Raw genomic sequence first — 12657 nt, 5'->3', positions numbered from 1 at the left:
CCGGCCGGACCTCTGTCGCGGTGTTCACGACCGCGTGAACACCGCCCGTTCCGCCGTCGACGCGGTCCCGCCACCCTGCGGTCTTGCTGTGCCGCGATTCGCCAACTCGCTGAACGACGGTCGGCTCGATGTCGAGTCCAGGGGACAAGCTGGTGGCAATCCGGAGCCGCGGCAGGTTTGCGACGGGCGATGGCCGGGTGATCCTCCAGCCGATGCCTGTGCGAGCCGAATACAGTATGCCTTCCAATGCGGTTCGGTCACGGGTCCGGTGGCGGCGCGGATTGCGAAAGTATTTCTCCCACAACGGAATCAATGAATTCGGCGTGGATCAAAGCTCTCGACCGCCACCGAATCTCCGATGCGGGGATTGTCGAATACTCTGTCGCGCAGTGCGAGATGGCCTCGAACTGCATATTCGTCCGACGAATTCTCCGGTGATTGCCGATCGAGCCACATGTCGGCTGCCGGGCGCAGGTCGAATCATCGAATTCTGGTCTTATGATTCGACAGAATGTTCCAGATCCGCCATTCCACTGTTTCCTGATGCGGAATTGTGCGGATGAGACCGCCGGAGTGGATGGTCGGCTCAACCGGTGTGTTTCCATCTGCCCGCATGTTTTGTCCTGACCTGGATCGGGCCCGGGCGACCGGTGCCCATTGTGTGATGGCTGCGGTCGCACCGTGTCGAGAATGAATGCGTCCCGTTCGAGGACCCTGGACAGAGTTACAACCTACTGAGTAGAATGTAATGCACCGCTCGACCGCTCCGCAACCCGCGAGAGGCCGGCGAGCGTTCGGCCTGAATGCCGCTCAGCTATTGGTTTTGCAGTCGCGAACACCTTGAAGCGGGTCGGTTGTGAATATGCCGTTCCCATCCGAGCCTGTGTCGCTCACCGATCACAAGAAAGTCCGCAATGCCGAATAAATTCAGCATGCCTGTTGCTATGGGCGTATGTGCCGCGCTCTGCCTGACTCTGGTCGCCTGCGGTAGCGGTGCCGGGAGTGATCAGGCCGCCCCGGTGGTTTCCGCGGAAGCGGCGAAAGTCGCATTGGACCAGGCGGAAGCGATGTACACGAAGTACACCCAGCCGCTGCCGGCGGCTACAGTTCCGGAGCTGCCGTCGGCTCCGCCCCAGAACAAGCGGTTCACGATCATCACCTGCCCGCTTCCGGTCTGCACTGTCTTCGCTGACGGTGCCGCTGCCGCGGCGCGCAAATTGAACTGGGACGTGACAACCCTGCAGACGGACAATACTCCGGAGAGCTACATCAAGCTGATCGATCAGGTCGCGGAGAACCCGCCGGATGCACTGACCTACATCCCGATCATGCCGGACTCCGCGATCCGGCCGCAGCTGGCCAAGCTGCAGGCCGCCGGTACGAAGATCAGCGAAGCCGCCCCGCTCGGGGACGTGCTGTCGGACAACGGCCCGGTCCAGGCCGTCGCCATGGGGCACAAGGCCATCAGTCTGAGTGGAACGCTGATGGGCAGTGCGATCGTGGCCGATGCCAAGGGCGCAGCAGAGTCGGTGTTCGTCTGGGACCCGTCGTTCAGCGACGGCTGGGGGCCCATCAAGGATGCCTTCGAGCAGACGGTCGAGGGGGCGGGCGGCTCTGTCGGCGTCCTGCAGGTTTCCAACGCGAACGTCGGTAAGACAATCGCTTCTCAGATCGTCAGCTACCTGCAATCCCACCCGCGCACCGAGTACGTGGCGCTTCCGGTCGTGGACTACATTCCCGGTCTCACCGCGGCATTGCAGGCCGCCGGGATCAGCGACCGAGTCAAGGTCATCAGCCGCGCCGCCAACTCGGCGGCCCTCGCGGAGATCAAAGCCGGAACCCAGTGGGCCACGGTCGCCGTGGAGCTCGCCGCAAGTGGTTACCGCGTCGTCGACCAGGTGGTGCGGCTGATCATGGGTGTTCCGCTCGGCGGGCGTGCCGATGATGCCGGATGGCAGCGGATCTTCGTCGCGAACAATGTTGGGGACACCACCGACCCGGAAGCGCCGAACTACGCACAGGCCTACTACACCGCGTGGCGGGTGGGATGAATACGACCACCGTATTGAGTATCGGCTCGCTGTCGAAGACGTTTCCGGCGCAGAAGGCGCTCGACAACGTCGACCTGGAGATCCAGCGCGGCGAGGTGCATTGCCTGCTCGGGCAGAACGGCTCCGGGAAATCGACGCTGATCAAGATCCTTGCCGGCTATCACGCTCCTGATCCCGGCTCGTCGGCCACCGTGAACGGCGCTGCTGTCACGTTGGGCAGCACAAAAGCGAGCGCCCGGTCGATCGCCTTCATTCACCAGGACCTGGGGCTGGTGGCCGAACTCGACGCCGTGGACAATTTGGCGCTGGGCGGTCGCTATCAGGGTCGTTGGTGGTTGTCCGGACAGCGGGAGCGCCGGGCCGCGGCACGGTTGTTGTCCGAATTCGAGGTGGACCTCGACCCTGGCAGGCCGGTGGCCGACGCGACGCCGGGGCAACAGACGATGATCGCGATCGTCCGGGCGATGTCGGTGTCCGGCGGAACTCCGGCGCTGCTGGTGTTGGACGAACCCACCGCGTCGTTGCCGCAGCATCAGGTCGAGCAGCTGTTCGCTCTCGTGCGGAGGCTGCGGTCACGGGGAACGGCCGTTCTCTACGTGACCCATCGCCTCCGGGAAGTGTTCCAGATCGGTGATCGAGTGACCGTACTGCGAGACGGTCGGCGGATCACCACCCGCCCGGTGAAGGACATCGACACCGAGGGACTGGTCGAACTGATCATCGGTCGGCGGCCGACCGAGTTCACCCAGGGTTCCCCGTCGCCGTCGTCGGAGGTACTCCTCACCGCGACCGGGGTCTCCGGGGAGGATGTCGCCGACTTCTCACTCGAAGTGCACGCGGGTGAGATCGTCGGCGTCACCGGCCTGATCGGCTCCGGATACGACCAGGCGCTCGGGTTGACCTTCGGCGGTCGGCGGCGCAGCCGAGGCGAAGTCCGGCTCGCGGGTCGGATCGTGCCGGCCGACAAACCCGAACTTTCGATCAGCGCCGGTATGGCTTACGCCCCCGCTGATCGAAAGAGGCTCGCGACGATTCCCGAATGGACAGTGCGGGAGAACGTCACACTTCCCCGTCTGCCCTCTTGGGGTCCGGCTCGCTGGCTCGGGTCCCGACTGGAACGACGCGTGGTCCGGCCGTGGATCGAACGTCTCGACGTGATGCCGGCTGATCCCGACCGACCGCTGGCGCTACTGAGCGGCGGTAACCAGCAGAAGCTGGTGCTGGCGCGTTGGTTACGTGTCGATGCCCGAGTCATTCTCCTGGATGAGCCCACCAGTGGAGTGGATGCCGGTGCCAAGGCTTCGATCTACGAGGCGTTGTCGGGCCTGGCGGCCGAGGGCCGGGCAGTAGTGCTCTCGTCCTCCGACGCGGAGGAGCTGTGCGCCGTGTGCGACCGGGTCTTGATCATGCGTGGCGGTGCTGTTCAGAGTGTGCTCACCAAGGAGCAGCTGTCGGTCGAGCACATCGTGGGCGAGACCATCCGAGACTTTGCCGATGACGCCCAAAGGAATGAGCACTCATGACCATCGACTCCGAACACGAGATCACCAGCACCCCGCCCAGAGCGACCGGGCGCCACAGCCGTGGTGACACAAGGTCGCCATCGCGCCGGACACTGCGGCAGATCATCGGTGCACCGGTTACCCGGTACAGCGGATTGCTGCTGTTGGCGATCTTCGTCGCCTTCTTCTCGATCCAACTGCCTTCGGTGTTCCCGACCCTGGCGACGTTCAACAGCATCGTCGGCGACCAGTCGGTCACGATGATTCTCGCGCTGGGCGTGCTGGTGACTTTCGCTGTCGGTCAATTCGATCTATCGGCAGCCCAGAACCTGGGTATGTGTGCTGTGCTCTGTAGCTCACTGATGGTTCATCAGAATATGAGCCCTGTCCTGGCGGTGCTGTTGACCCTGGTGGCCGGGGTTCTGGTCGGACTGGTCAACGCGGTTTTCGTGGCGGTCATCGGTATCAACAGTCTCATCGCGACGCTGGGTATGAGCTCGGTGTTGTTGGCGATCACCGAACTCGTCTCGAATTTCCAGTTCATCGGGCCGGTGCCGGACGGCTTTCGAAGTGTCGCGAACCACCAGGTCCTCGGCATCCCCCTCATCGCCCTGTACGCGCTCGTCCTCGCCGTGCTGGTGTGGTACGTCCTCGAACACACGCCCATCGGACGTCGCGCCTACGCGGTGGGGGCGAATCCGGACGCATCCCGGCTGGCCGGTGTCCGTGCCGGCCGATACGTGTTCGGGGCATTCGTGGTGACGGGTGCATTCGCCGCGGTCGCCGGAGTGCTCGTCACCGCGAAGATCGGGAACGTGGCCCCTACTCTCGGCCCCGCTTACATGCTGCCGTGCTTCGCCGCCTGTTTCCTCGGCACGACCCAGGTCAAAGTGGGTCGATTCAACGTCGCGGGCGCGGTTATCGCGCTGTTGCTGCTGGCAACCGGTGTCAAGGGCCTGCAACTGATGGGCAGCCAGCTGTGGGTCACAGACCTTTTCAACGGTCTCGCGCTGCTCGTTGCCGTGAGCGCTGCGGTGCTGAGCAGCAAGCGCAGTCCTCGGGCGAAGCGGTAACGGGAGACTCTGCGGGCATCCGGTCTCGGCACGGGGCGACATCACGGTGTCGCCGACTTCCCTGGCGCGGCTGAACCGCCGGTGCGGGTGGGTTCCGCACCGGCGGTCGGGCTGTCTACTTGCGGGCCGGTGTTCTACGGGCGGGTTCGCTCGCGTTGGACAGCAGTACCAGCGCGAGAACGGTGCAGGCGACCGCGAGCGGTGGCAGTGCGCCCGAACCCCACGTGGTCAGGGCGAGACCGCCGAGCAGACCGCCGAGGGAGACACCCAGATAGGTGCCGGAGGTGTTGAGCGCCAGCGCCTGTGGGGCGAGGGGGCCGGACAGGGTGGCGAGCCGGGCTTGGATCGCGGGTGAGTTCCAGAAGGCGGCCGCACCCCACACGGCGAGGACAGGCAGCACGGCCGTCATCGGGACCGGGCGCATGCCCCACAGCAGCCACAGGATGGCCATGGACCCGGCGATGGCGCTCATACCGATCAGCAGGGCACGGTCCGGGCCGTGCCGGTCGGTCATCGTGCCGCCGGCCCACATGCCGAGGGTGCCCGCGATACCGGCCAGTCCGAAGGAGAGGGCGCGGGCGTCCACAGCCGCTCCGGCGACATCGGTGAGGAACGGCGCGAGGTAGGTGAGCATCATCATCGAGCCGGTCATCAGCGACATGTTGGCCAGCAGACCGAAGGTCACCGGTCGTCGTCCCAGGCTGCGTAGCTGGGCCCGCCAGTCGGGCGCGGGACCGCCGAATATCCCGCGCGGCAGCGTGATCAGCAGACCGGCGAGGGCGAGCAGGCCGCACACCGCCATGGTGGCGAATACCGCGCGCCAGCCGAACATGCCACCGATCCAGGTGCCGATCGGCACACCGACCGCGATGGACCCGGTGACGCCCAGCGCCACCACCGCGACATAGCGGCCGACCTTCGCGGCGGGCGCCCGCTGGACCGCGGTGGCGAACAGCGCCGGGGTCGCGACCGCGGCGGCTGCCGCTGCGGCGACGCGCAGGATCAACAGCACGGTGAACGACGATGTACCCGCCGCGGCCGCATTGGCAGCGACGAACGCGCACAGGTTCGCCACCAGCAGCAGGCGTCGAGGCGCGCGGGCCGCGACGACGGCGGCGATCGGCGCCACCAGGGCGACGGTGACGGCGAACACGGTGATGAGCTGACCGGCGGCGGCTTGGCTCACGCCGAGATCGCGGGCGATCTCGGGCAGGACACCGGCGATCACATAGTCGTCGGTATAGAACACGAACGAGGCGGCGAACAGCGCCGCCAACCACTTGGGCATAGGGGTACTCCCACTGAGTGCGAAGCGGACGGCACATCCGAGAAAGGGGATGGCCGCGCGGACGACAGCGGGTCCGGCCGGTGGACTTCAGAGCAGCAAGAATTACCGCGCCGTCAGGGCGCGGTGTCGCTGGCTCGGGGCAGCCACCGGGGGACCGGTGGCCAGAGTCTGTCCGCCTCTGTCGCAGTGGTCACGAATCACACCCTACCGCGAAGACATTCGACGTGAGCCGGGCATTCAGGGGTATCCCTCGGGCTTCCGTGGGAGGAGGCGCATCTCGGTTGTTACAAGGACTTTTCGGCCTGGGGAGTGGAGTCGGCCCGGCGGGTGGCCTTGGCGGTGAATTCGGCGACGCGGGTCTTGATGTCCTCGGTGCCGAAGGATTCGTATTCCGCGGCGAGAGCGAAGTTGAGGACGGTGTTCGCCGAGTCGAGTAGGTGCATGTTGAGTGCGCGCTTGGTGTCGCGTGTGGACTGAGCCGGTAGCGTGGCGAAGCGGTGCGCGATGGCTTTGGCGGTGTCGAGCACCTCGTCGGCGGGCACGACGCGGTTGCAGAGTCCCAGCCGTGCGGCGTCGGCTGCGGGCAAGCGGTCGCCGAGCAGGATGAACTCCTTGGCGGTGAGCATGCTGGTGAGCCAGGGCCAAGTGACGGCACCTCCGTCGCCGGCTACCAGGCCGATGGCCACATGTGGATCACTCATGAACGTATCCTCGGCCATCACCACGAAGTCCGACATGGTTGCCAGACTGCAGCCCAACCCCACCGCGGGGCCGTTGACTGCTGCCACCACCGGCAATTCACACGACAGCATCGCGCGGGCCAGCCGCTCGCCTTCGCGGATATCTCGCCGCCGCGCCGCCAGGTCGTTGTGGTTACGGATGAAGTTCGGCACGTGGCCGCCGGCGCTGAACGCCCGGCCGGCTCCGGTCAGGACTACGGCCCGCGCGTCCTCGTCGTCCACCAGCAACTCCCACACGCGCCGCATCGCCGTATGTAACCCGTCATCGAAGGAGTTGAGATCCTCGGGCCGGTTCATTGTCACAATCCGCAACGGCCCGTCCGCCTCCACCAGCAAACCGGGCCCCAAGCTCGAGTAGTCCATACCAAGTCTCCTTCGGACGCGAACGCCGCCCGGTCGACACCGACCGGCAGCACGAAACGAATACGGGACCCATACTGTCAACCTACCGAGTAGTATGTCAATGAAACAGGTCTCCCGCCGTTGCGGGCGGCGATTTCCGGTACTCGGCTCGGGAGACGGGTTTCGACCATCCCGGTGCAGGCGAGGAGATCGTCACAGATGCGTTGGGAGACAGGCCCACAACGTCTTCGCGTGATGGACCCCAGCTACGCCGAATTCTCTTGGGTTGTGCGCGGATGCAGACGAGGATGAGTGATATGGAAGTGACTGTCGAAGATCCGATGCGGATCGGAGTCACCGTGTTGCGGGACGGGCGCGACTTGGCTTGGGCGGAGTGGGGACCGGCGGACGGCAGACCGGTTCTGTTCTGCCCCGGAGCATGATGGGGGCGGTGGCTGGGATTCGGCTCCGACGTGCTGTCCGAGTTGGGTGTGAGGCTGGTGTCGGTGGAACGGCCCGGTCTCGGTAGTTCCACATGGGTACCCGGGCGCACGCTTCTCGACTGGGCCGAGGACGTCCGCCAACTCGACCTCGCGGAGCTCGCGACCGTAGGGTTCTCGCAAGGCGCGCCGTTCGCTCTCGCCTGCGCTGCGCGCGGGCTTACTTCGGCGGTAGCGATCGTGTCGGGAGGCGACGAGCTCGCTCATCCGGAATCGGCCCTGCCCCCCGATGTGCGACAACTGGTCGATTCGGTAGCCGCCGACCCTGCCGGGGCCGAGGTCGAATTCGCAAGCTTCGGAAATGCCGAGACATTGTGGCGGCTGAGCATCGATGGCAGTCCCGAGGTGGACCGTGAGATCTACCTGCAACCGCAGTTCGCGAAGGCTTTCCGTCGTGCGCTGGAGGCGGGCTTCGCTCAGGGCTCGGCCGGCTATGCGCACGACACGGTTCTGCACTTCGCGCGCTGGCCCTTCCGGGTCGAGGATCTGACCAGCCGCGTGCATCTGTGGTACGGCGGCCTGGACGGCAACCCGACCCACTCTCCGGACCACGGTGCCACCCTTGCTGCTCGAATCCCGAACGTCGTCCGGCATTATCTGCCTGACGCCGGCGGTGCGTTGCTATGGACCAACGCACGTGAAATCCTGGCCGAGCTCCTCGCGCGATAGACAGCTCCACCCGAGGACCGCCCAACTCCGGCGAGGGCCGGCGGGTGTTGTCCGGGGCGGCTCTCGTACCGCTCTTGCCTTCGTCGGCTGTCGAGCGATCAGAACGCCGGAATCGCGCACTCCGAATTCCGGTCGGCAGTCTTCACACTGTGTCCGATGCGGTCGGCGTCCAGGGGAAGCTCGATGGGCGCGGCGGTACGAGCCGCGCCAACTCGACCAGTTCTCGATCGCTGTCGGTCAATGCTCGCGCACCGCTTGTCATCTGCGGAGCTTCCCACGGCGCGGTATTGCAACTTAACCTATTTCGGGTTCGATTGTTTCGCGGCGGTACGCGTCAGGACGGGTGCCTTTTCGATGCGGCGCGCTCAGCCCCATGCTCTCGCTCGCGCTGTGGCTACGCGACCGCAGGGAGGCTTTCGGTCAGGTTGTGCGAATCATTGTCGCCGGCCCGGGCTCCCTCACCGGCCGCTACCCGGAAGGCAACACCGGTCGCGCCGCCGCGGGCTGATGAACCCGATGCCCATCCCGTCGGATTTGCGAAAAGTGCTCGGCCGGGCCGTCTGAATCCGGCCGATGGGGCGATCGTCCTACGGGAGGTAATGGGACATGCCCGGAGGCCGGACGGGAGAAACAGGTATGCCCTCGGGGCATTCGACCCGTGTTTACGGTGTGCGCTCCCGGGAGGCTGGCAGGGCATTGCATCCGCCCACTCTGAACAGCATCCAGGTTCCGTACCCGGCCGCTCCGCGGGTCTCGCGGGAACGGTCGTTGGCCGCGATCGCCGGTGCGCGGGTCGCGATCGTGTGGTGGCTGTTCGCTGACGGTGTGTGTCCGCATCCGTCGCCGACCGGCTCGTACCCTATCTATCGACAAGGATGACGATGAACGATCGAGACATCACTGTGGACCCGGCCGGATTCGACGCGGCAATGGAAGCGCTGATAATGGACGATCCGTATCCGAACAGTTCGTTCGGGGACAGCCCCGCGCATTGGCTACGGCGAGCCCTGTACGCGTACGAATGGGCGAAGCGCAGCTACCCGGACGCGGGCCAGGATATGTTTTCTCGTTCCGCCCTGGGGCCGGGAAGGGCTCGGGAGGCAGTCCTGCGTTACGAGGCTGGGCAATGCGAATTGGGGGAACGCCGGTGACCACGCGCAACTGCGCGGGTTGCGGTGCCCGCATCGAGACCTCGGGTAAGCGTGGAAAGGGCATGCGCTGCTGGTGCGAGGCGGACGCGCCCGACCTGACCAGCGAGGATTGGCAAGCGATCGGACCGTGGCTCGACCCGCACGGCTGGGCCGGAGGTCGACCGATGCCGGAGATGGGTGGCGCATGAGTGGCAAGGATTCGATGTCTCTGTTCGGAGGAACGCCCTCGTGACCCGGTAGGGCTCGACATGGTAGAGATGTTCGGTCGCTCCCTCGGCCATGCGCATGCGACATGGGCGATTGCGGTGCGACCCGAATCCCGCGATGTTACATCCGCCTGAGTAGGATGTAGGGGTGACGCGAGGATTTGGCAACGGCCGGATGAGCAAACTGGATCCCAAGAAGCAAGCGAGTGCCAGGGAGATCTTGGACGCCGCGGCGAAGGCATTCTCGGAGCGTGGGTACGCGGCAACCTCGATCGACGATGTGGCGGATTTGCTCGGGGCCACCAAGGGGCGCATCTACCACTATTTTCGGACAAAAGGCGATTTATTCGTCGGGATCCATCATCAAGCGCTGGAGTGGGCGTTGGAGGCAGTGGGGCCCGTAGCCGAGCGGGATGATATCGGTCCGAGAGATAAGCTGCATGCGATGGTGCAGCAGCACGCGATGCACCTCATGAACAGACACACTTACATGGGTCCGGCGCAACATCAGATCGAGATGGGCCTGGCCAGCGAAGGCCGTCACAAAGAGGAGGCGATCGCGCAGATCCGCGCGATGCGACGGCAGTTCGAGGAATATTATGTGGAGGTGATCAAGGACGGTATCGCGGCCGGTGTGTTTCGCGACGCCGACGCGAACATTCTCGTGAAGGCTGTCCTGGGAACGGTGAATTGGATGCACGTCTGGTTCCAGGCGGATGGGCCGCGGGACTCGGCGGCTGAGCGGGAGCGGATTGCCGCGGAAATTGCCGAGTATTCTGTTCGGGGAGTAATCGCTTGAATTATCATGTCGGTGCGCACCGACCCTGTTGCCGTTTGAACAGCAGGCGGAATGTAGTGGCGGGCGCCCGGAAACACCGGACGCCGCGCCCTGAATACCATCTATGAGGTGGCCGGCGGAGCAGGCGTGTTGACGGTGTTGTAGAACTGAATGGCCGCGGCTATGGCTGCCGGCACACCGATGGCGATCATGCCGACCATTCCCCCGATGGGGCCGGTGACTGCTGCTGTAGCAATGCAGCCGCCGAGGAAACCTGGAATAGCCAGCAGGCCGACGGTCGGCACTCCGGCCGCAGTGCCGATGGCTGCTCCCCCCGCGACACAGCCGATTCCGGCGCCGATCGCCGTGCCGATCAACGTGCCGAGCGCGACGCCCAGTGAAAGCTGCATGAAGGCGTTCGTGATCGCTCCGTTGAGTAAGGCATCGGAGGCCGCATCGATATCCTTCAGTACCGGTTCCGTGGTAGTGGGCCGCGCGTCGGCCGGATCGGTACTCGGCGTCAAGGTCGCCGTCCGGCCGTCGACCTTCGCGGCGATCGGCCAGTCTTTTCCATCTCGCTGGTACGTGAGCGGAATGCCGCCGACGATATTGCCCGCTGGATCGAGCACCTGGAATTGGCTGCCCAGCACGGTCAGTGACCCCAGGTCGGTGGTGAGTACCACTGATCGGTCCACAACGCTGGCCGTGTAGTTGAGGCCCGGAGCGATGGAAGTGGTCAATACTGAATTGTCATCCGGGCTAACTGGATTCGCGTTCGCGGCGCCACCGGTCAGCGCAAGGGTTACGGTCGCCGCGATTGCTACGATCGCGGTCGTGCCTGTCTTCCTCATTGAAGTTCCTCATTCGCAGATATTTATGTCTGATGCAGGGCCCGAAATCGCCTGTTGGTACTTCTCTTCACGTGATGGCCAGGGCTGATCTGCTGAGTACGCAGACGACCGCCAGGGGGTATCGGTCATGTCGAATGCGTCGGCGGAGAATGATGTCGCATTGTCGGTACGTTCGGCCGGATGGGTCGGGGGGACCTCGAGGTGCCGGAGATTCCTTCTCGAATGCACGGCGCCGGTCGATCGGTTCGCTGCACCGGCTGTGTCCGAAGTCGGACTCGCCGCGGTATGTGAGTGGATCGCTGATCACGGGCGAGGATTGCCTGTGGACCCGGTTATTCCCCGGTCCAGACCGGGGCTCGCTTCTCGCTGAACGCCCGGGCACCTTCCATGGCATCGGCGGAGCTCAGGACAGGTTCTACCAAGGCCTGCTGGGCAGCGAACGCATCTGCGCTGGTGTAGTCGACTGCCATCGATACGATCTGCTTGCTCGTGCGTATGGCGAGCGGTCCATTGGCGGCCAGTTTCGCCGCTAACTCTCGTGCCCCGGCGAGTGCGAGCCCGGACTCGGTGAGGACATTGACCATCCCATGTGCGTGGGCCGTTTCGGCGGTCAGTGGATCACCGGTCAGCGCGAGTTGCATGGCCAGCTGGTACGGAAGCACCTTCGGCAGCCGGAGCAGGCCTCCGGCGCCGGCAACCAGGCCACGTTTTACCTCTGGCAAGCCGAATTTCGCGTCCCGGGCAGCGACTATGAGATCAGCACTCAACGCGAGTTCGAAGCCGCCGGCGAGTGCCCATCCCTCGACCGCGGCAATCAACGGTTTGGCAGGCGGACTCTCGGTCAGGCCACCGAAACCTCGTCCCGGAATTATGGGAATTTCACCGCGCGTGAAGGCTTTTAGGTCCAGGCCGGCGCAGAATGTTCCACCCGCGCCGGTGAGGATTGCCACGCTGAGGTCTTTTCGTTTTTCGAACTCATCGATTGCGGCGGCGATGCCGTTGGCTACATCGAGGTTCACGGCGTTGCGCTCTTTCGGGCGGTCGATCGTGATCACGGCGATCTTGTCCGCACACTCGAGGAATACGCTGCTCATCAGACTGCTCCACAGGTGATAATTGTTTCGTCGTATCGGATAAATCTCGGAAGCCCGATCGGGCGGCATCCGAATTCAAGATTCCATGGTCAGCTCTCGGCGGAGAAGACCGCTGAGGCCGGAGCCGAGTGAAGTGAGAAACCCGCATCTCGAGGCTCGTGACCTCACGGATCCTTACTGGGGTCCAAGAGTGGTCGAGGACACAGTACAAACTACTCAGTAGGTTCCATATTCGTCAAGGTGTCGGACTATCGGGTGCTCGAGTTCGTTCGGCGTATCGACGCCTGTTGCCTGGCAACCTACTAGGTAGTATGTTCCCTTCGGGAGGTCGATTCATGCGCTTCGCCCTATCGGAGGATCAGCTGCTCCAGCGGACACACGGTGGACTGGAGGCAGCTGCTCTCGCGGTGGT

11 protein-coding genes and 1 pseudogene are annotated in these 12657 nt (G+C 64.6%); 8 read left to right on the top strand and 4 right to left on the bottom strand.

Going from position 1 to position 12657, the window contains the following annotated elements; genetic code table 11:
• Positions 1 to 932 precede the first annotated feature (932 nt).
• The 3 genes from OG405_RS13845 to OG405_RS13835 are packed head-to-tail and all read left to right on the top strand — an operon-like array spanning position 933 to position 4626.
• A complete protein-coding gene (locus OG405_RS13845) occupies positions 933 to 2051 on the top strand; it encodes a sugar ABC transporter substrate-binding protein (RefSeq protein ID WP_327152038.1) in 1119 nt (372 codons plus the stop codon).
• Positions 2048 to 3574, top strand: a complete 1527-nt coding sequence (locus OG405_RS13840; protein ID WP_327152037.1) for a sugar ABC transporter ATP-binding protein — start codon at positions 2048 to 2050, stop codon at positions 3572 to 3574. Before OG405_RS13845 ends, OG405_RS13840 begins: the two co-directional genes overlap by 4 nt.
• Positions 3571 to 4626, top strand: coding sequence for an ABC transporter permease (locus OG405_RS13835; protein ID WP_327152036.1), 1056 nt, complete (start codon positions 3571 to 3573; stop codon positions 4624 to 4626). The genes OG405_RS13840 and OG405_RS13835 overlap by 4 nt, the downstream gene beginning before the upstream one ends.
• Positions 4627 to 4741: 115 nt before the next feature.
• Here OG405_RS13835 and OG405_RS13830 read toward each other — a convergent pair whose 3' ends face one another.
• Together OG405_RS13830 and OG405_RS13825 are read right to left on the bottom strand one after the other, a co-directional pair.
• The gene (locus OG405_RS13830; RefSeq protein ID WP_327152035.1) at positions 4742 to 5914 is read right to left on the bottom strand and encodes an MFS transporter; all 1173 of its coding nucleotides are present in this window, start codon (positions 5912 to 5914) and stop codon (positions 4742 to 4744) included.
• A 284-nt stretch (positions 5915 to 6198) separates the two neighbouring features.
• Positions 6199 to 7017, bottom strand: a complete 819-nt coding sequence (locus OG405_RS13825) for an enoyl-CoA hydratase/isomerase family protein (protein WP_327152034.1) — start codon at positions 7015 to 7017, stop codon at positions 6199 to 6201.
• Between the two features lie 485 nt (positions 7018 to 7502).
• Between OG405_RS13825 and OG405_RS13820 the strand changes: the two genes are divergently transcribed.
• From OG405_RS13820 to OG405_RS13800, 5 genes and pseudogenes are all read left to right on the top strand, one after another.
• Positions 7503 to 8165, top strand: a complete 663-nt coding sequence (locus tag OG405_RS13820; RefSeq protein ID WP_327152033.1) for an alpha/beta fold hydrolase — start codon at positions 7503 to 7505, stop codon at positions 8163 to 8165.
• 373 nt (positions 8166 to 8538) lie between these two features.
• Positions 8539 to 8729: pseudogene (locus OG405_RS13815) on the top strand (DUF3703 domain-containing protein); the annotation flags it as partial.
• Positions 8730 to 9046: 317 nt separating this feature from the next.
• Entirely contained in the window at positions 9047 to 9316 is a 270-nt protein-coding gene (locus OG405_RS13810) for a hypothetical protein (protein WP_327152032.1), read from the top strand.
• Positions 9313 to 9504, top strand: a complete 192-nt coding sequence (locus tag OG405_RS13805; RefSeq protein ID WP_327152031.1) for a hypothetical protein — start codon at positions 9313 to 9315, stop codon at positions 9502 to 9504. The genes OG405_RS13810 and OG405_RS13805 overlap by 4 nt, the downstream gene beginning before the upstream one ends.
• 193 nt (positions 9505 to 9697) lie before the next feature.
• Entirely contained in the window at positions 9698 to 10321 is a 624-nt protein-coding gene (locus OG405_RS13800) for a TetR/AcrR family transcriptional regulator (protein ID WP_327152030.1), read from the top strand.
• A gap of 101 nt (positions 10322 to 10422) precedes the next feature.
• Here the strand turns inward: OG405_RS13800 and OG405_RS13795 are convergent, their stop codons facing one another.
• Both OG405_RS13795 and OG405_RS13790 read right to left on the bottom strand, forming a co-directional pair.
• Entirely contained in the window at positions 10423 to 11151 is a 729-nt protein-coding gene (locus OG405_RS13795) for a hypothetical protein (protein ID WP_327152029.1), read from the bottom strand.
• 332 nt (positions 11152 to 11483) lie between these two features.
• Positions 11484 to 12245 carry a crotonase/enoyl-CoA hydratase family protein gene (locus tag OG405_RS13790; protein ID WP_327152028.1) on the bottom strand — a complete coding sequence of 254 codons (762 nt, stop codon included), beginning with the start codon at positions 12243 to 12245 and terminating at the stop codon, positions 11484 to 11486.
• Between the last annotated feature and the right edge of the window lie 412 nt (positions 12246 to 12657).

It is taken from the genome of Nocardia sp. NBC_01329 (assembly GCF_035956715.1).
Lineage (GTDB): Bacteria > Actinomycetota > Actinomycetes > Mycobacteriales > Mycobacteriaceae > Nocardia.
This window is presented reverse-complemented; position numbering and strand designations above follow the sequence as displayed.